Source organism: Aureibaculum sp. 2308TA14-22 (assembly GCF_040538665.1).
Classification (GTDB): domain Bacteria; phylum Bacteroidota; class Bacteroidia; order Flavobacteriales; family Flavobacteriaceae; genus Aureibaculum.
This window is the reverse complement of the sequence record NZ_JBEWXT010000001.1, coordinates 93651-113658: the sequence shown is the minus strand read 5'-3', so window position 1 is coordinate 113658 and position 20008 is coordinate 93651. Positions and strand designations below refer to the sequence as shown.

At 33.7% G+C, this 20008-nt stretch carries 16 protein-coding genes and 1 tRNA gene; 10 read left to right on the top strand and 7 right to left on the bottom strand.

Translation table 11 applies throughout. The annotated features are described in order from the left end of the window. Window positions 1-22 precede the first annotated feature (22 nt). Window positions 23-868 carry a hypothetical protein gene (locus U5A88_RS00490; RefSeq protein WP_354203078.1) on the top strand — a complete coding sequence of 282 codons (846 nt, stop codon included), beginning with the start codon at window positions 23-25 and terminating at the stop codon, window positions 866-868. A gap of 57 nt (window positions 869-925) precedes the next feature. Here the strand turns inward: U5A88_RS00490 and U5A88_RS00485 are convergent, their stop codons facing one another. After that, window positions 926-1585, bottom strand: a complete 660-nt coding sequence (locus tag U5A88_RS00485; RefSeq protein ID WP_354203077.1) for a hypothetical protein — start codon at window positions 1583-1585, stop codon at window positions 926-928. A 98-nt stretch (window positions 1586-1683) separates the two neighbouring features. Here U5A88_RS00485 and U5A88_RS00480 point away from each other — a divergent pair, with 98 nt between their 5' ends. Continuing rightward, the gene (locus U5A88_RS00480) at window positions 1684-3003 is read left to right on the top strand and encodes an aspartate kinase (RefSeq protein ID WP_354203076.1); all 1320 of its coding nucleotides are present in this window, start codon (window positions 1684-1686) and stop codon (window positions 3001-3003) included. A gap of 10 nt (window positions 3004-3013) precedes the next feature. Here U5A88_RS00480 and U5A88_RS00475 read toward each other — a convergent pair whose 3' ends face one another. After that, the gene (locus U5A88_RS00475) at window positions 3014-4009 is read right to left on the bottom strand and encodes an NAD(P)H-dependent glycerol-3-phosphate dehydrogenase (RefSeq protein WP_354203075.1); all 996 of its coding nucleotides are present in this window, start codon (window positions 4007-4009) and stop codon (window positions 3014-3016) included. Window positions 4010-4107: 98 nt separating this feature from the next. On the opposite strand from U5A88_RS00475, the gene U5A88_RS00470 reads away from it, so the two are divergent. Continuing rightward, window positions 4108-4758, top strand: coding sequence for a DUF883 family protein (locus tag U5A88_RS00470; RefSeq protein ID WP_354203074.1), 651 nt, complete (start codon window positions 4108-4110; stop codon window positions 4756-4758). A gap of 45 nt (window positions 4759-4803) precedes the next feature. Here U5A88_RS00470 and U5A88_RS00465 read toward each other — a convergent pair whose 3' ends face one another. From U5A88_RS00465 to U5A88_RS00455, 3 genes are read right to left on the bottom strand one after another with little or no spacing between them, the layout of a single operon-like run. Next, entirely contained in the window at window positions 4804-6609 is a 1806-nt protein-coding gene (locus U5A88_RS00465) for a lysophospholipid acyltransferase family protein (protein WP_354203073.1), read from the bottom strand. A 34-nt stretch (window positions 6610-6643) separates the two neighbouring features. Next, window positions 6644-7894, bottom strand: coding sequence for an aspartate kinase (locus U5A88_RS00460; RefSeq protein ID WP_354203072.1), 1251 nt, complete (start codon window positions 7892-7894; stop codon window positions 6644-6646). 16 nt (window positions 7895-7910) lie between these two features. Then, window positions 7911-8387 (bottom strand): GNAT family N-acetyltransferase, encoded by a 477-nt coding sequence (locus U5A88_RS00455; protein ID WP_354203071.1) that lies wholly within the window; start codon window positions 8385-8387, stop codon window positions 7911-7913. 64 nt (window positions 8388-8451) lie between these two features. Between U5A88_RS00455 and fbp the strand changes: the two genes are divergently transcribed. Beyond that, entirely contained in the window at window positions 8452-9471 is a 1020-nt protein-coding gene (fbp, locus tag U5A88_RS00450; RefSeq protein WP_354203070.1) for a class 1 fructose-bisphosphatase, read from the top strand. A 3-nt stretch (window positions 9472-9474) separates the two neighbouring features. Here the strand turns inward: fbp and U5A88_RS00445 are convergent, their stop codons facing one another. Continuing rightward, on the bottom strand, window positions 9475-11061 hold the full coding sequence (locus U5A88_RS00445) for an FMN-binding glutamate synthase family protein (protein WP_354203069.1): 1587 nt from the start codon (window positions 11059-11061) through the stop codon (window positions 9475-9477). Between the two features lie 66 nt (window positions 11062-11127). Here U5A88_RS00445 and folB point away from each other — a divergent pair, with 66 nt between their 5' ends. From folB to U5A88_RS00415, 6 genes are all read left to right on the top strand, one after another. After that, window positions 11128-11484, top strand: a complete 357-nt coding sequence (folB, locus tag U5A88_RS00440) for a dihydroneopterin aldolase (RefSeq protein ID WP_354203068.1) — start codon at window positions 11128-11130, stop codon at window positions 11482-11484. 60 nt (window positions 11485-11544) lie between these two features. Continuing rightward, window positions 11545-11615 (top strand) — tRNA-Cys (locus tag U5A88_RS00435). Window positions 11616-11758: 143 nt separating this feature from the next. After that, window positions 11759-12619, top strand: a complete 861-nt coding sequence (locus U5A88_RS00430; RefSeq protein WP_354203067.1) for an MBL fold metallo-hydrolase — start codon at window positions 11759-11761, stop codon at window positions 12617-12619. Further along, window positions 12603-14321, top strand: coding sequence for a S8 family peptidase (locus U5A88_RS00425; protein ID WP_354203066.1), 1719 nt, complete (start codon window positions 12603-12605; stop codon window positions 14319-14321). Before U5A88_RS00430 ends, U5A88_RS00425 begins: the two co-directional genes overlap by 17 nt. A gap of 126 nt (window positions 14322-14447) precedes the next feature. Then, window positions 14448-16283, top strand: coding sequence for a M1 family metallopeptidase (locus tag U5A88_RS00420; RefSeq protein WP_354203065.1), 1836 nt, complete (start codon window positions 14448-14450; stop codon window positions 16281-16283). A 181-nt stretch (window positions 16284-16464) separates the two neighbouring features. Then, a complete protein-coding gene (locus tag U5A88_RS00415; RefSeq protein WP_354203064.1) occupies window positions 16465-17106 on the top strand; it encodes a hypothetical protein in 642 nt (213 codons plus the stop codon). Between the two features lie 124 nt (window positions 17107-17230). On the opposite strand, the gene infB is transcribed toward U5A88_RS00415, so the two are convergent. Next, a complete protein-coding gene (infB, locus tag U5A88_RS00410; protein WP_354203063.1) occupies window positions 17231-19972 on the bottom strand; it encodes a translation initiation factor IF-2 in 2742 nt (913 codons plus the stop codon). Window positions 19973-20008 lie beyond the last annotated feature (36 nt).

The following is a 20008-nucleotide window of genomic DNA, read 5'->3' as shown; positions in this document are numbered from 1 at the left end:
TTGTTCTTAACATTAAAACTGTATGAGTTTAACTCAATATTGGGATGAATATGAATTATATTTTCATCACGAATTTATAAATGATGCTGAATTTTCTGAATCAAAAAAAGAAATACTTCAAGTTGATGGCGAAACATATTTCATAAGTAGAGATTTCACAATCTATCAGGAAAAGACTAAACCTACTAATCAAATAAATGAAATAGATTTTCGTAAAAATTATGGAACATTTGTTAGGATTTTGCATCATCTACCATTTGCTAAAGTCACTGATTTTCTTGAGTTTCATTTCAAAAAATTTTCAGGAAAAAAAACTGACTTTTTGAATTTTGTTTATAGGGAATTCAAAGGTTCAAAAACTACTCAAGGTGGAAAAGAAATCCCTCCAAGTCAGCAAAAATTAATGTTATTAGAATGGTGTGAATTGAAATTAAATGAGCAGAATCCTAATAGAAAATTTAATGCTATAAAAAGTAATCGATCATTTATACATAATAGTCGAATAGTTGCATTACGGAAAATTAATTCTGATAAATTTGACTTAACAAGGTTAATTAGAATGCTAGATGAACTCAATGACAATTATGCAATGGGTAATTTTTTGAGTGTTGCGATGATTAGTCGTTCTATTATTAACCATATTCCACCTATATTTGGACATACAGCTTTTGATCAGGTATGTGCTCAATATGGAGGAGTTAGCTTCAAAAAAAATATGACGCATCTAAATAAATCTATGAAAAGTATTGCGGAAATGTATTTACATGAAAAAATTAGAGAATCGGAATCCTTGCCTAATGAGAATCAAGTAGACTTTAGCAGAGAATTAGATGTTCTTATAGCTGAAATAACTCGATTTTTCAATTAATATCAGAAACAACAAAACTTACATTAAAATTATAATAAAACCATTTAAGAACAATCCCTAACCCAACTTCATATCCATCAATATTGAAAAAGTTTGTTTAATGTCGGTTTCTTTTACTACAATAGTAATTTCATTTGTAGTTGAAATAACCTCTTGTACTGAAATATTTGCCCAAGCCAATTGCTTTAAAATAAAGTAATAAATACCAGATTGCTCAACATTGGTTTTGGGTAATTTGATAGTCAACGAGGCTAGGTTTGTTGCAGACCAAAGTATTTCTTCGTCTTTAAAGATATTTTCTATTTTGGATTCTATTTTTTTACTGACCACTATACTCGTTTCAAAAACACCTTGCGAAATGGTAAAGAAATTATCGCTGTCATTGCCAATATCGTTCAACAGTTTTGTGATTTTAGGTACCAACGTTGGTGTATTTTTATAAGTATAATCACAGAGGTCCGAACGCATTATAAAATCGCCCGAAGAAAAAGCAATCTTCCTGATATTCTTTCTAATTTTCAACACACTTGAAGGCGATAATCTGTTAATGGCCATCATAATAGCCCCTTCTTTAATGTCTTTTCGCAGTAGTTTTTCTACCTCTGGTTTTATAACTCTTGCCAATGAGGAAACATTTATCAATTTATCATACAAAGCCTCCTCAATAAAAGGTGTTTTATTTATTATAGCTGTTACCGCCTGTTGTATCGTTTTCATAATTGTTTAAAATTAAACTATTTGTTATATTTTGTAAAAATAAATTAAAAAATTGCACAACAAAACGAACAATCCAATTTTTGTGTAAAATTTATAGTATGATCGTTTTTAAGTTTGGAGGAACATCAGTTGGCAATGCTGAAAACATAAAAAAAGTAGCCGCTATTATCAATGATTGTAGCGATGAAAAGATAGTTGTTTTGTCCGCTGTTTCTGGAACCACAAATTGTCTGGTAGATATTAATGAATGCTTGGCTCTGGACAAGAAAGAAAAAGCAATAGCCTTAATCAATGAGCTTGAGTTTAGTTATCATCAGTTAATTAAAGACTTGTTTGGTTCAGAAACACATTACTTAAAAGCCCAAAGCTTTATAAAAACTAAATTTAATGAAATCCGTTCTTTAGCTGCTGCATCTGAAAAAAACGACAAAATTATTTTGGCTCAGGGCGAGCTTATTTCTACTCATTTATTTCAACTTTATCAAAATGAGTTAGGCAACGACTCAATCTTAATTTCCGCTCTTGATTTTATGTCCATTGACAGTAATGAAGAGCCAGAAACTGAACAAATCAGTACAAAATTAAATGCAATTTTAGCGGAACATAAAAGTAAGACCTACATCACCCAAGGTTTTATTTGTTTGAATCCAAATAATGAAATCGACAATTTAAAAAGAGGCGGAAGTGATTACAGTGCCTCATTAATCGGGGCGGCCGTGGATGCCAAGGAAATCCAAATTTGGACCGATATTGATGGTATGCACAATAATGATCCTCGGTTTGTAGAAAATACTTTTCCTGTTGGCGAAGTCACTTTTGACGAGGCTGCGGAATTAGCATATTTTGGGGCAAAAATTTTACATCCGCAAAGTATTATCCCGGCACAAAAAAACAATATTCCCGTTCTGTTGAAAAATACGTTTAATCCTGAGGCAAAAGGTACGTTGATAAAAAATTGTAACAATAGTGTTGGTGTTAGAGCCATTGCTGCAAAAGATGGCATTATTGCCATAAAAATAAAATCGTACAGAATGTTAATGGCCTATGGTTTTTTAAAAAATGTTTTTGAGGTATTTGAAAAGTATCATACTCCAATTGATATGATTACCACATCAGAAATTGCTGTATCATTGACAATAGACAATTCCAAATATCTAAATGAAATTGTTGAAGAATTGGATGTTTTTGGAAAAGTGGAATATGATACAGATATGAGTATTATCTGCTTGGCTGGTAATTTTTCGCATAGTGGAAAAGGTATTAGCGGAGCAGTTTTAAACTGTTTAACCGATGTACCCATTCGTATGATTTCTTATGGAGGAAGTCAATATAACATTTCGTTATTGGTTGAAAAAAGTGATAAAGTAAAAGCGTTGAATTTATTAAATGAAGGTTTGTTTGCCCTAACTCATCACTAAACTTTTTAGGTCAGTCCAAAACATCGGCTAACTTTATAAATTCCTTTTTTGGATTTTCATTTTCATAGAGTATTCTATAAACTGTATCAATTATGGGTGTATTAGCACCATTATCTTCTTTTATTTTGTAAGCACTTTTAGTAGCATAATAACCTTCTGCAACCATATTCATTTCTAACATTGCAGATTTTACAGTATACCCTTTACCTATCATATTACCAAACATCCTATTTCTGCTAAATACCGAGTATCCTGTAACTAATAAATCACCCAAATAGGCTGAATTGTTAATATTACGTTTCATTTTATGCACTTTTTTAATGAAACGTTTCATTTCTCTAATAGCATTTGACATTAATACGGCCTGAAAATTATCTCCATATCCTACACCATGAGCAATACCTGCCGCTAGAGCATAAATGTTTTTTAAAACAGCGGCATACTCCGTCCCAACAATATCATCTGAAGTTTTTGTATTAATATACCTACTCGCCACCAAGCTGCTCATTACTTCAGCTTTACTTTCATCACTACAGGCTATAGTTAAATATGACAAACGTTCTAGAGCCACTTCCTCAGCATGACAAGGTCCAGTGATTACACCAATATCTTCAAATGGAATTTGATATTTTTCATGAAAATGCTCTCCTACTATTAATCCAGATTCAGGAACAATACCTTTTATTGCTGAAAAGATAACTTTTCTGTTAAGCGATGTTGTTAGTTTTTCTAATTCTTCATTTAAGAATGCAGAAGGAATTGCAAAAATCAAATAGTCAGCATAATTGACCATTTCGTTAATATCATTACTTAAAATCAACTGCTCTGTATTAAACTCAACCGAACTTATATACTTGGGATTGTGCTGATTTAGCTTAATATGTTCTAAAATAGCTGTACTACGCATATACCAGCCTATTTCATCTACATTTTCGCTTAATATTTTTACAATGGCCGTTGCCCAACTACCACCACCAAACACAGCTATTTTGGGATTGTTTTCCATAGAAATCAAAAGTAGCAATTTTAATAGAAACGTACTAATATCATTAGTCTCTATTTTTTTGTAGATTTGGTAAAAATTAACCTTATAAATACCTAATCATGTCAGAGGAAAACAAAAATTTAGAAGACAAAGCTAAAGATGCATTTGACGATGCAAAAGATGCTACAAAAGATGCTGCTGATAATGCAAGCGAAAAAGCGTCAGAATTAAAAGATGATGCTAAAAAAGTGTTTGATGACGCTAAAGAAACCGTTAAAGATGTTGCCGACAAAGCTGGCGAAAAGGCATCTGAACTAAAAGAAGATGCTAAAGAAGCATTTGATGATGCCAAAGAAACTGTTAAAGATGTTGCAGATAAAGCCGGCGAAAAAGCTTCTGAGCTAAAAGAAGATGCACAAGAATTTTACGCAGATGCAAAACAAGAGGCTAAAGAATTTGCCGATGACGCTAAAGAAGTTTTACAAGATGCAAAAACTATTGCTATTGTTGCCCACCTCACATTAATTGGTTGGATTATAGCTTTTGTAATGAACGGTAATAAAAAGACTGAATTTGGCTCGTTTTATATTAGACAAACATTAGGTATTTTTCTTTTATCGTTTTTAAGCCTTATTCCTTTCTTAGGTTTTATTGTTGCTCTATTTTGCTTTGTATTATGGGTGATGAGCTTAGTTGGAGCTCTAGGCGGTAAAACAAAACCAGTTTTTGCGTTAGGAGATCAATTTCAGGATTGGTTCAAATCTATATAAAAATTATCTCTAAAATAAAAAAAGGTTGGGGGGGCACCAACCTTTTTATTTATTTTCACTTTCGGAAAGTTTTCTTTCCAACTCAGCCTGAAACTCTTCCATAACAGGTTTAACTGTGCTTTCGGGCAGGTCGGCAATTCTAATGTACATTAAGCCATCAACGGCATTATTAAATTTCGGATCTACATTAAAGGCAACCAATCTGGCATTTTGTTTTACGTATTTTTTTAACAGAACGGGCAATCGTAATGCACCCGGCTCAAGCTCATCAATAATTTTATCGAATTTTTGCATATCCGATTTACTTTCGTCAAAAACAAAATCCTTGTCCACATCGTTCAACTTCACCTTGTATTCTTTTTTAGGATGGATATATTGTGCCAAATATGGATCGTAATAATTGGATTTCATAAATTCGATCATCAACGATTTGGAAAAATTTGAAAACTGGTTGCTAATACTAACACCACCAATTAAATATTTATGGTCCGGATAGCGTAGGGTTACGTGCACTATCCCTTTCCACAACAAGAACAACGGCATCGGTTTTTGCTGATATGCTTTAATGATAAACGCCCTGCCCATTTCAATGGATTTTTCCATCATATTGAAAAGCTCCGCTTCCATTCGGAATAACGTACTGATATAAAAACCTTTTATACCGTGTTTTTTATAGATTTCTCTACCAAACCCCATACGGTAAGCACCGACCACAATTTGTGCTTTATTATCCCACAAAAACATATGTTGGTAATATTTATCGTAAACATCCAGATCTATGGCATTGTTCGTGCCTTCTCCCACTTCTCGGAAAGTAATTTCTCGAAGTCGGCCTATTTCTCTTAAAATATTGGGAATTTTGTCACTCTCGGCCAAAAAAACCTCGTAGTTTTTGCTTTCCAGCAAACGTTCGTCGCCTTTTCGTAACGCTTCTATTTCTTTATTGATTTTTTCTATAGAAACCGCAGGAATTACTTCTTTTGGCTGTTTAGGTATTTTCAGCGATGGAGTTTTTATCAAACGTGTATTTACTTCAAACGGATTGGCTAGCATATACGTTTTCTTTCGTATAAACTGATGAAAATCATCAATATTTTCATGTTCTTTTTGGTCTTTTATCGATATGGGTTTACCTATTCGAACCTTAATGGTTCTACTTTTTTGAGTTAAAAGTTCCGATGGTAACTTTGCCGTTCTAAGTGTGTCATTTATTTTAGAAAGAAAATAAAACAAACGGCTATTTTTGGCATGAAAGTATATGGGGATGATTGGTACGTTTGCCTTATGAATTAATTTTATAGCACCTTCTTCCCAAGGTTTATCTACAATTAATTTACCATCTTTATATGTAGAGACTTCACCCGCTGGAAAAATACCTAGTGGGTAACCATCTCTCAAATGCTGTAACGCATTTTTTATACCTGTAACACTAGATTTTGCATCCTTTCTATCCTCAAACGGATTGACCGGCATTACATATGGCTTTAATGGTTCTATTCTATGCAGTAAAAAATTGGCAATAATTTTATAATCTGGTCTTTTTTCGACTAAAAGCTTGAGTAATAAAATACCATCAATACCACCCAATGGGTGATTGGAAACACTAATAAAAGCCCCTTCTTTAGGTATGCGTTTGAGATCTTCTTCTGGTATTTCAAATTTAATCTGTACCTCATCTAAAATTGCATTTAAAAAATCAACATCATGTTTATTCTTGTGCTTTTTATAAATTCTGTTGAGTTTAGAAATACGTAGTACTTTTAACAAAATCCAACCCATAAAAGTACCTACAAAGCCATATTTGTCTAAGTGTACTACTTTAGCAATTTCTTTAGAGGATACTAATTCCATGATGGATTTTTGACAGCTTTCAAAGATAGTTAATTTATTGAACTACCATTTGCACAGTTTCTTGAGTTGACTGTTTTAACAATACTTTATTATTTTGCTCAATTTTAACAATTGCATTATCATTAAAATGTCTAATGGTATATAAAGAAACATTTTTAAAATAATCTACTTTGTAGTTATGACAAAGTTCTTCTAAGAGATATTGAATCAAATTATATTTATCTTCCATACAAATTGAAAAACTAATGGCAGAATTTTGAATCAAGTTTACCTTCATTTTGTATTGATGAAAGAAACCGAATATTTCACTAATATTCTGCTCAACAACAAATGAGAAATCCAATGAAGAAATTGATAAAAATAGTTGATTTTTCTTAACAATAAAACATGGTATCTCAGGCACAATTTGCTTTGCCCTACCTACAATCGTACCATTCTTTTTGGGGTTTACAAATGACTTTACAAATAAAGGAATTTCTTTTTTTTGTAAAGGCTGTAAGGTTTTAGGATGAATTACCGAAGCTCCATAAAAAGCCAATTCTATTGCTTCTTCATAAGATATTTGTTCAAGTAATTGTGTTTTCTTAAAATAACGTGGGTCAGCATTTAAAACACCTTCAACATCTTTCCAAATAATTAAGCTTTCAGCATTTAAACAATACGCAAAAATTCCGGCCGAATAATCTGAACCTTCTCTACCCAATGTAGTAGTATTGCCCTGGTTGTCTTGTGAAATAAATCCTTGGGTAATATATAATTCATTAGGATTAATGTTTTGAGTAATTGCTTGTTCTGTAAGCTTCCAATCCACTTTAGCATCTCTGTAATCATTATTCGTTTTTATGTAATTCCTAACATCAATCCAAGTATTTTCAATGTCAGATTCATTTAAATAATGACTCACAATTTTTGTAGAAATTAGTTCGGCAATACTTACAATTTGGTCGTATACAAAATTATAGTCTGTTGATTTATTTTGAATCATAAATCCTGATAGACCTATAAATAATTTTTCTATTTCAGAGAAAATAGGATGACTTTTACTTTCGAATAATTTATTTATTATAGTGTAATGATAGTCTCTTGCTTCTTTAATAAATAGAGGCAATTCTTCTTTTTTATAAAAATAGGCACTAGCTATTTTTTCAAAAGCATTAGTCATTTTACCCATTGCAGAAACTACAATAAGCACATTATTATAACCAACTTTTTGCAATACTTGTACTACATTTTTAACACCTTCGGCATCTTTAACCGAAGCTCCTCCAAATTTAAATATCTTCATGTATTAAAAGTATATACTATTTTGATAAATATTGCTCAATTTTTTTTCGAGGCATTTGGCAGATATTCCATTCTTCATAAACGGCTGCCCCAGTACTTTTATAGAAATTAACTGCAGGTGTGTTCCAATCTAACACTACCCATTCTACCCTGTTTATATTATTTTCCAAAGCAAAATTTAATACTTTGTCATATAAAGCCTTACCAATTCCTTTTTGTCTGTGTTGTTGCGTTACTATTAAATCTTCGAGGTGTAACGAGGAGCCTTCCCAGGTTGAAAACCTGTGATAAAAAAGTGCCATTCCAACTATAGAATTATCCATTTCAGCTAGGTAGATATAAAAAGCTGGATGTTCTCTAAATCCATTTTCAATCAGGTCGTCTACAGAAATTTTAACAGCGTCGGGTTCTTTTTCAAAAACTGCCAGTTCTGTAATTAGCTTAAGTACCGATTCCATATCCTCAGGTTCAGCTTCTCTAATTTTAAAACTCATAATTTGATAATCTTTCTACAAATTTAACGTTATTTGCATATAAGTTCTGACCAAATCAATTAAAATGCAAAAACACAGCACTCTCGGCGAGTTTATCATTGAAAACCAAAAACAGTTTAAATATTCTTCTGGCGAATTGTCGCGATTGATAAATTCGCTCCGGTTAGCAGCCAAGGTGGTAAACCACGAAGTAAACAAAGCGGGTCTGGTAGATATTTTAGGGGCTGCTGGAGAAACCAATATTCAAGGTGAAGACCAACAAAAATTAGATGTGTATGCCAACACTATTTTCATGGAAACTCTCACTAATAGAGAGATTGTTTGTGGCATAGCTAGTGAAGAGGAAGATGATTTTGTAACTATTTCCGGTAATAACAAAGCTAATGATAATAAATACGTTGTGCTAATTGACCCTCTTGATGGGTCGTCAAATGTAGATGTAAATGTTTCAGTAGGTACAATTTTTTCTATTTACCGAAGAGTTACCAAATCTGGTACACCAGTACAATTAGAAGATTTTTTACAAAAAGGCAATAAACAAGTAGCAGCTGGATACATTGTTTATGGTACCTCAACCATGTTGGTTTTTACTACAGGACATGGTGTTAACGGATTTACATTAAATCCTGCGATTGGTACTTTTTATTTATCTCATCCGGATATGACTTTTCCCGAAGATGGAAACATTTATTCAATTAATGAAGGTAATTATGTTCATTTTCCGCAAGGTGTAAAAGATTATTTGAAATATTGCCAAATGGAAGAAGGAGATAGACCCTATACTTCGCGTTATATAGGTTCTTTAGTGTCTGATTTTCACAGAAATATGATTAAAGGCGGTATTTATATCTATCCGACAAGCTCTAAATCGCCAAAAGGAAAGCTACGTTTGTTATACGAATGTAACCCAATGGCCTTTTTAGCTGAACAAGCTGATGGCAATGCTAGTGATGGATATATGCGAATTATGGATATTAAACCCACAGAATTACACCAGCGTGTGCCTTTTTTCTGTGGTAGTAAAAACATGGTTGATATGGCGGAAAAATTTATGAAAAACTATCCCGGTGATGCCAATTATTGATAATTACATTATTCTTGTAAGCTGAAAATACTTTTGGTAACTTTCTGGTATAGTTTCTAAACTAAGTAAAGACCCTTCTTTTACAGGTGGGTAAATCTCATCATAAGTAAGTACATTGTACATTCCTACACGTTTATTGATGTGTTTTCTTCGTAAATCATAAGGACCATCTAATCCAGCGGCAGCAATTAATTCTAAAAAACTATGAATTGTGGTTTCATGATAATTAAATGCCCTAACGGCCTTATCATCTACAACCAAGCCTTTTACTAATGATTTATTTTGCGTAGCAACACCTACTGGACATGTATTATTATTACATTGTAACGCTTGAATGCAGCCAATTGAGAGCATCATAGCCCTTGCACTATTACATCCATCAGCTCCTAATGCAATGGCTCTTGCAATATGAAAACCAGTAATAATCTTACCTGCAACAATTACTTTGATGTCCTTCCTCAGACCAAACCCTCTTAAGGTATCATCAACAAAAACCAGCCCTTCGCGTAAAGGCATTCCAATGGAGTTTGCAAACTCCACAGGTGCCGCACCAGTACCTCCTTCACCTCCATCAACAGTAATAAAATCAGGTTTAATTCCTGTACAGATCATGGCTTCGCAAAAATCCATAAATTCTTGTTTTCTACCAATGCAAAGTTTAAATCCAATGGGTTTGCCGTCAGATAGTTCACGTACTTTTTTAATAAAGTGCATAAACTCTATTGGGTTAGAAAACGCTGAATGTGCAGGAGGAGAATGAACTGCTACATGGGGTTTTACATGTCTTATTTTAGCAATTTCTTCTGTATTTTTTGAAGCTGGTAAAATACCTCCGTGTCCCGGTTTTGCCCCTTGAGATAATTTTATTTCTATCATTTTTACTTGAGGCTTTAATGCTCCTTCTCTAAAGGATTGTTCATTAAAAGTTCCATCTTCGTTTCTACAACCAAAATATCCAGTTCCAATTTGCCAAATTAAATCACCTCCGTATTTTAAATGGTAAGGGCTTAAGCCACCTTCCCCAGTATTATGTGCAAAATTTCCCATTTTAGCTCCCTTGTTCAACGCCATAACCGCATTCTTACTTAAAGAACCAAAACTCATTGCCGAAATATTCAATAGACTAGAAGAATAAGGTTGTTTACAATCTGCACCACCAATTAGCAATCTAGGGAATTTGCCAATTTCTTTAGGGTTCTGTTTGGCATACATAGAATGATCCATCCATTCGTAACCCGAGTGATATAAATTCATTTGTGTACCAAAGGGTTCTGTATCATTTACTTTTTTAGCTCGTCTGTATATTAAAGATCTTAAGATTCTGTTTAAAGGTCTGCCCTCAGTATCTGTTTCCACAAAATATTGCATTATTTCAGGTCTAATAGACTCTAACACATATCTGAATCTGCCAATTAAGGGGAAATTTCTTCTTATAGTATGATGCTTTTGAAGCATATCAAACACACCCATTAAAATTAACGGGGCAATAAGGACAAAACCCCATAAAATTGGAGGCCATAAAAAAGAGAGGCTTACAATAGCAATTACCACTACTATACTTATTAATATAAAGAGTTCACGAGCTTTCATAAAAATGTTGATTTTACAATAGAACAAGAAACAATATTAATTTATATTTACCAAAAAATTTGACCAATGGGAGTTATAAAAATTAGAAATATTAGACTTTATGCCTATCATGGATGCCTAGATGAAGAAGGGAAAATCGGTTCTGAATACCGTGTTGATCTGACTGTAAAAACTGACCTCACAAAATCTGCTAAAACCGATAATTTGGCTGACACCGTTGATTATGTTCATCTTAATAAAATTGTTAAACAAGAAATGGTAGTCAGAACTAAATTGTTAGAAACAGTTGCCGATAAAATTTTAATGAAAATTATTAAGGAGATTCCTATTGTTAAAAAAGCTACTGTAGAAGTCTCAAAACTCAATCCGCCAATAGGTGGAAACGTAGCCTCTGTAACCATTAAAATGTCAAGGAAAAAATAACGATTATTTTGTAGTATAGCCATTAATTTGTTTAAATTTGCAAACTCTTACAAACAATAAGGCGTTGTGGCCGAGTGGCTAGGCTGGGCTCTGCAAAAGCTCCTACAGCGGTTCGAATCCGCTCAACGCCTCTTTTCTCTTTAAACATTATACTTTTCTAAAATTTAAATGCAAAAGCTTAGCAACTAATAGCTTATTCTAACCCAAACTTTTCTATTTTATTTAACATTTATTTGGCATATTTTAAGGATATTTGTAGCCTTTTAACAAAAAAATGAAGGTTTACCCTATTCAGACTGGAAATTTTAAGCTAGATGGAGGAGCCATGTTTGGTGTTGTGCCAAAAACGTTATGGCAAAAAACAAATCCTGCCGATGCGAACAATCTGATTGAAATGTGTATGCGAAGTTTGTTAATTGAAGACGGAGACAGATTGATATTAATTGATACTGGTTTGGGCAACAAACAATCCGATAAGTTCTTTGGTTACTATCACTTATATGGAGATGCTACATTAGAAACTTCTTTAACAAAACTAGGCTTTCACAAAAATGATATTACGGATGTGTTTTTAACACATTTACATTTTGATCATTGTGGCGGAAGCATCCAATTTAACAAAGACAAGACAGGCTATGAACCCGCTTTTAAAAATGCTAAATTTTGGTCCAATAAAAACCATTGGCAATGGGCAACAGAACCTAATGCCAGGGAAAAAGCTTCCTTTTTAAAAGAAAACATCAATCCCATACAAGAAAGTGGGCAATTGGAGTTTATAAGTCTATCAGAGAATCCTTATATCAAAAACTCTGAATTAAATTTTGGCATTTTATTTGCAGATGGTCATACCGAAAAACAAATGATTCCACACATCAATTACAAAGGGCAAACCTTGGTTTTTATGGCAGATTTATTGCCTACAGTTGGGCATATTCCTCTGCCTTATGTTATGGGTTATGACACCAGACCTTTATTAACATTAGATGAAAAGCAAGCATTTTTAAAAATTGCGGCTGACAACAATTTTATGCTTTTTTTGGAGCATGACGCTCATAACGAAATTTGTACGGTAAAACATACAGAAAAAGGAGTGAGACTAAATAAAACATATACTTTTAATGAAATTTTTAATTAATTTATTGACTATGAGAATTTTAAAGACATTTTCTTTTATTGCCATTACTGCAATATTAATAACTAGTTGTGGTTCTACCCAAACTACAACAACAACTTCAAACGAAGAAGTAATTGAAGTAGCGGTTTCCACAACAACTGACACAGTAATACCAAAACTTGGTAAAATGACGGAAGCTGAAATACAAGCTTGGCCGCATATGGATATTTTTACTGATTCTATTCCTGGACTTAGTTTGGATAAAGCCTATGATTTTTTAAAAAATAAGCAAGGTAAAACTGTAATTGTCGGTGTAATTGACTCTGGAATTGATATTGAGCACGAAGATTTAGATGATGTTGCTTGGGTAAATGAAGATGAAGTTGCTGGCAACGAAAAAGATGATGATAATAATGGCTATGTTGATGATATTAATGGTTGGAATTTCTTAGGTGGAGAAAAAGGCACAACAAACCCCGAACAATTGGAAATGACCAGAATGGTAAAAAAATGGATGCCAAAATTTGATGGAAAGTCGGCCGAAGACATTACTGAATCCGATAAAGCCGATTTTAAATTGTTTACTAAACTAAAGAAAATTATTGACGACAAAAACAAAAGTGCTGAAGCTCAGGTAAACCAATATAAAGCTATAAAAGAATTAATTGTCAAAGCCAATGATACTCTCAAAACCACTCTTAAAGACAAAGAGATGAATTTGGACAACCTAAATGCAATTAATTTTGATGATCAGATGCTTAATCAAGGTAGAATGACTATAATGAGAATTATTAGTTCAGGCGACTCAGTTGATGGTGCTTTTAAGCAATTGAACGAGATTATAAACCATTACAGCAACCAGTTAAATTCTCAATATAAAATAGATTTTAACGGTAGAGTTGCTGGAGACGATCCTTATGACATAACTGATACCAATTATGGAAACCCATATGTTATCGGATCTAAAGACGGCGAAATGCACGGAACACATGTTGCAGGTATTATTGCCGCTGAACGCAATAATGGTGTTGGCATGAACGGTGTTGCCCATAACGTTAAAATTATGTCACTAAGAGCCGTACCTGATGGAGATGAATATGATAAAGATGTAGCATTAGCAATACGTTATGCAGTTGATAACGGAGCAAAAGTAGTAAATATGAGTTTTGGCAAAAGCTATTCGCCTAATGCAGAATGGGTTTATGATGCTATTAAATATGCTGAAGAAAAAGATGTTTTATTGGTACATGCAGCTGGTAACGACGGTAGCGATATTGATACTGCCGAAAATTTTCCTAATGATTCAAAAGACAAAGTTATGGAGTTTGCCGATAATGTAATTACAGTAGGTGCCATGACACGTCATTTTGATGATAGGTTAGTAGCCTCTTTTTCAAATTACGGCAAAAAGAATGTTGATGTTTTTGCACCAGGACTAGAGATTTACTCTACGGTTCCTAAGGATAAATACGAATCTATTCAAGGTACTTCAATGGCTGCTCCTGAAGTTGCTGGTATTGCGGCATTAGTTCGTTCGTATTACCCAAATTTAACTGCTGGTCAAGTTAAAAAAATAATAATGGATTCTGGAATTGAATTCAAAAACCCAGTTGTTAGGCCTGGAAGTGAATCTAATAAAGTTATGTTTGAGAACCTATCGGTATCTGGCAAAATAGTAAATGCGTACAATGCATTGGTTATGGCTGAAAAAATGTCTGATTAAATTATAAAACAAAATATTAACATTACTCTAAAGGGAGAAGCTAATGATATCTTTCATTAGCTTCTCCTTTTTTTTGGTATCAAACTTGTTATTAGTATATTGCATCTTTTAAAAAAATACTTAACAATGAAAAAAATTACCTCTTTTTTAGTTTTACTTATAGCATTTTCCGTTACCGCTCAAAACACTAGTTACTGGCAACAACATGTTGATTACACCATGGATATTGATATGAACGTAGAAAATTATCAATATGACGGAACTCAAAAACTAATATATACCAACAATAGTCCCGATACTTTAAACGAGGTTTTTTATCACCTACAATTTAACGCCTTTCAACCAGGCAGCGACATGGATGTGAGGTTACAAAATATTAAAGATCCAGACCGCAGAATGATTAATAATATTGGAACAAAAGAAGCTCCAATTTATGAAAGTAGAATTGCAAAATTAAAACCCAATGAAATTGGTTTTATTAAGGTCAATTCTTTAAAGCAAGATGACGTTGACGTAAAACATGAAGTAATCGGTACTATTTTAAAAGTAACCTTGAACACTCCAATAGTCCCCGGAGCAAAAACTGTCTTTGATATGAAATTTAAAGGTCAAGTACCCTTACAAATTAGACGTTCTGGTAGAAATAGTAGAGAAGGAATAGCGTTATCAATGACGCAATGGTATCCAAAATTAGCTGAATATGATTTTGAAGGATGGCAAGCAAATCAGTACATTGCAAGAGAATTTCATGGTGTTTGGGGTAATTTTGATGTGAAAATTACTATTGACAAAAACTATACCATTGGCGGTACTGGTTATTTACAAAACCCAGATGAAATTGGTCATGGTTATTCAGATACTCCAGTAAAACATAAAAAGAAAGTAAAAAAATTGACATGGCATTTTAAAGCACCAAACGTTCATGATTTTACTTGGGCTGCAGACCCAGATTATATTCATGATAAAATTAAAGGTGAAAATGACATAACCTTACATTTTTTCTATAAGAATGATAAAGAAATAATTGAGAATTGGAAAAAACTACAACCCAAAACAGCGGGGTTATTATCTTATTTCAATAAACATATTGGGCAATATCCTTATAAGCAATATTCTGTTATACAAGGTGGAGATGGTGGTATGGAATATGCAATGTGTACCTTAATTACTGGTGGCCGTAATTTTGGTTCTTTAGTAGGAGTTACAGCACATGAGTTTGCACATAGTTGGTTTCAATTCTTACTAGCTACCAACGAGTTTAAACATGAATGGATGGATGAAGGATTCACTTCTTATATTTCTAGTCGTGCGATGAATGAAGTATTAAATCAGAATAAAGAAAATCCAAATGCAGGTTCTTACAGAGGGTACTTAAGATTGGCTAAATCTGGTGCGGAAGAACCACTAACCACTTATGCAGATCATTATACTTTTAATTTTGCTTATAGTGCCTCGGCATATAGCAAAGGTGCTGTATTTTTAGCACAACTAGGTTATGTTATTGGAGAAGAAAATCTCAAAAAAACGATTAAAAAATACTATGAAGATTTCAAATTCAAACACCCTGTTCCCAATGACATTAAGCGAACTGCTGAAAAAATATCGGGCTTGCAACTAGATTGGTATTTGAACTATTTTGCTCAGACCACGGCAACCATAGATTATGCCATTGATAATGTAACTACAAACCAAATCACGTTAAAAAGGATTGGCAAAATGCCTATGCCCATTGATTTAAAGATTACCTATAAAGATGGCTCTCAAGAAAATCTGTACATCCCCTTGCGTATGATGTACGGTAGCAAACCGACTTCAGCAACACATTTGGACGCTTGGTCTTGGGTTGCTCCAACTTATACTTTTACCGCTAAAAAAGATGTTAAATCTGTGGAGATAGACCCATTACAACTTATGGCGGATATTGACAATACCAATAATAGTTTTGGTGTAAAAAAAGAATAATACTCTACTCATATATTTTTATTAAACCTATCCTATTTTAAAATGGGATAGGTTTTGTTTTTACACCCCAATTTTAAGGGGTTTAAATTTGACTTATTTCCGTCTAAAAAAGTACAGCTTTGTTAAGCATCTTTGTATCAAAATAATCAGTTATCAAATTAAAACTAAAATTATGAAAACAATGAAACAAATCTTATTTATCGCTGTATGCACTATTTCCTTAATGAGTTGCAAGAGAGAAATACCTTCAGATTTTGATTACGGAAAAGTTGAAAAGAATAAATATACCAATGAATTTTTTGGTCTTACTTTGGAAATTCCGGAAGGTTGGTTTATTCAAGATGACGAAACCCAAAAACAACTGACCAAAGAAGGTGCCAAAGCCCTTGGTGGAGATGAATTGGCAAAAACCATAAAAGCCGCTGAAATTACTACGGCCAATTTATTAATGGTCTCGCAGTTTGATATTGCTAATCATACCGACCCGAACGTTTTAAACGCTAACTTTACTTTGGTTGTGGAAAATTTGGGCATTGCCTCTTTTTCCGTTAACGACGGAAACGGCTATTTAGAAGCCAGTAAAAAACAATTTACCAAAAACAACGTGCCCATAAAAATTAAAGGCGATACCAAAACCATGGATATTGATGGTAAAACTTTTCACTATTTTGATGCGGTAATGACCATGCAAGGTGCAGCAATAAACCAACGCTATATGGCAACGGTAATTAACGATTTTGCCTTGCTTTATGTTGCTACTTATGGTACTGAAGACCAGCTTGAAAAACTAATGGATGTTTTAAATACTGCTAACTTTAAATGATTCTATTAACATTCACCATAAAAAATCTGTCCCGAATACTCAGGACGGATTTTTTGTTTCTTATAATTCTGAAAGGATGCTGAAACGATCTCGATAACTATCGGGACAGCATGATGTCTTGGTATTACTTCAACTTCTTCTTAACAGCTACTTCTTGATAAGCTTCAATAACATCTAATTCTTTAATGTCATTAAAGTTTTTGATTTGCATACCACAATCGTAACCTTTGGCCACTTCTTTGGCATCATCCTTAAATCGTTTTAAGGAGGCGAGTTCGCCATCAAAAATAACAACACTATCTCTAATAACCCTAATTTTAGAGTTTCTGAATATTTTACCATCGGTAACCATACACCCAGCAATGGTACCCACTTTAGAAATTTTATACGTTTCTCTTATCTCAGCAGTACCTGTTACTTCCTCAATCATATCAGGAGAAAGCATACCTTCCATGGCATCTTTAATCTCGTCTATTACTTTATAAATAATAGAATAGTTTCTGATGTCGATTTCTTCTTTATCAGCTAACTGACGTGCGTTTCCTGAAGGCCTAACATTAAATCCGATAACAATGGCATCAGAAGCCGAGGCTAACAATACGTCAGATTCTGTTATGGCACCAACACCTTTGTGTATAATGTTCACTTGAATTTCTTCAGTTGACAATTTCTGTAACGAATCCGTTAAAGCTTCTACCGAACCATCCACATCACCCTTAAGAATAATGTTTAGCTCTTTAAAGTCACCCAAGGCAATTCTACGTCCAATTTCATCTAATGTAATATGACGTTGTGTTCTAACAGATTGCTCACGTTGCAATTGGTCTCTTTTAGCAGCAATTTGCTTAGCTTCACGTTCGTCATCAAATACCCTAAACTTATCCCCTGCTTGTGGTGCACCATCCAATCCTAAAATAGAAACTGGAGTTGATGGACCCGCCTTTTTAACATCTTTGCCACGTTCATCATGCATTGCTTTTACCTTACCGCTATGCTTTCCTGCTAAGATGTAGTCGCCAATTTTTAAAGTACCCGCTTCAACTAAGATAGTTGAAACATAGCCTTTACCTTTATCCAATAAAGCTTCAACAACGGTACCAATGGCATTTTTATTTGGATTAGCTTTAAGCTCTAACAATTCCGCTTCGAGCATTACTTTTTCCAATAAATCATCTACACCTGTACCTACTTTTGCAGAAATATCATGAGATTGTACTTTACCGCCCCAATCTTCAACCAAGATATTCATTTGTGCCAATTCCTCTTTTACTTTATCAGGATTAGCATCTGGTTTATCAATTTTATTAATTGCAAACACTAATGGAACGCCAGCTGCTTGAGCATGACTTATCGCCTCTTTTGTTTGCGGCATAATGGAATCGTCAGCTGCAATTACAATAATTACAATGTCTGTAACTTGGGCACCACGTGCACGCATGGCCGTAAAGGCTTCGTGACCTGGAGTATCTAAAAAGGTTATTTTTTGTTTGTTTGGCAAGGTTACACCATAAGCACCAATATGCTGGGTTATACCACCAGATTCACCTCCAATAACGTTGGCATTTCTAATATAATCTAATAATGAAGTTTTACCATGATCTACATGACCCATCACTGTAACTATCGGAGCTCTAGGCTCTAAATCTTCAGGTTTGTCTTCTACTTCTTCTACTGCCTCTTCTACCTCAGCACTTACAAATTCTACTTGATAGCCAAACTCTTCAGCTACAATAGTAAGGGTTTCAGCGTCTAGACGTTGGTTCATAGTTACCATCATTCCCAAAGACATACATGCAGAGATAATTTCTGTTACCGAAACGCTCATCATTGTTGCCAATTCACTAGCAGTTACAAACTCAGTAACTTTAATTGTTTTACTTTCAGCAGCTGCAATTTCTTGATCTATTTCCGTTTGTTGACGATGTTGGTCTCGCTTTTCTCTTCGGTATTTAGCACCTTTTCCTTTTTTAGATTTACCTTGAAGCTTTTCTAAGGTTTCTCTAATTTGCTTTTGTACTTCTTCTTCTGAAGGCTCTTCTTTGGTTACATTTTTCCTACCTCTTCCTTTTCCTCCAGATTTAAATCCGCCACCGGATTTATAACCTCCGCTACCAACAGGTTTGTTTATTCTTTTACGCTTTCTTTTGCTTGAATCTCCAGTAGGTTTTTTATCAGGAGCTTCTTTTTTATCAGTTTTCTTTTTGGGCTTTTCGAACTTTTTTAAATCTATCTTTTCTCCAACTTGCTTAGGTCCGGATAATTTTTGATATTTAGTTTCTATTTTTTCTGGCTCTTCTTCTATTGCTTCAACTTCTTTAGTCTTTTTTTCTGGTTTTGTTTCTTCTTCTTTCTTTGAAGTTTTTTCCTTCTTGTCCAAGTCTATTTTTCCGACCTGTTTGAGACCTGAAAGTTTTTCTCTTTTAATTACATCGGGCTCAGCCTTTTTGGCTGTTTCTTTATCGGCATTGGGCTTTTCAGATTCTGTACTTTCTTTAGTAGCTTTTTTACCGTCAAGATCTATTTTGCCAACTGTTTTAATCCCTGATATTTTTTCAGATTCAGTTTTGAAAATCTCTTTTTTAGCCTCTTGTCGCAAACGTTTTTTCTCTTGCTCTTCTTCTTGGGCAATACGCAATGCTTCTTTCTCCTTACGTTTTTCTTCGCCAACTTCTTTGGAAGCTACTTTTTTACTTTTATCGGTTTGAAATTCGTCCAAGAGCACTTCATAAACCTCACCAGAAATTTTAGTTGTAGGTCTTGCTTCTACCTCAAAGCCTTTGCTTGCAAGATGTTCTACAGCTCTATCCAATGAGATGTTCAATTCTCTTAAAACTTTATTAAGCCTCAATGTTTTACTTTCAGCCATACAATTATTTAGATTACTACTTTACTTTTATTTGTT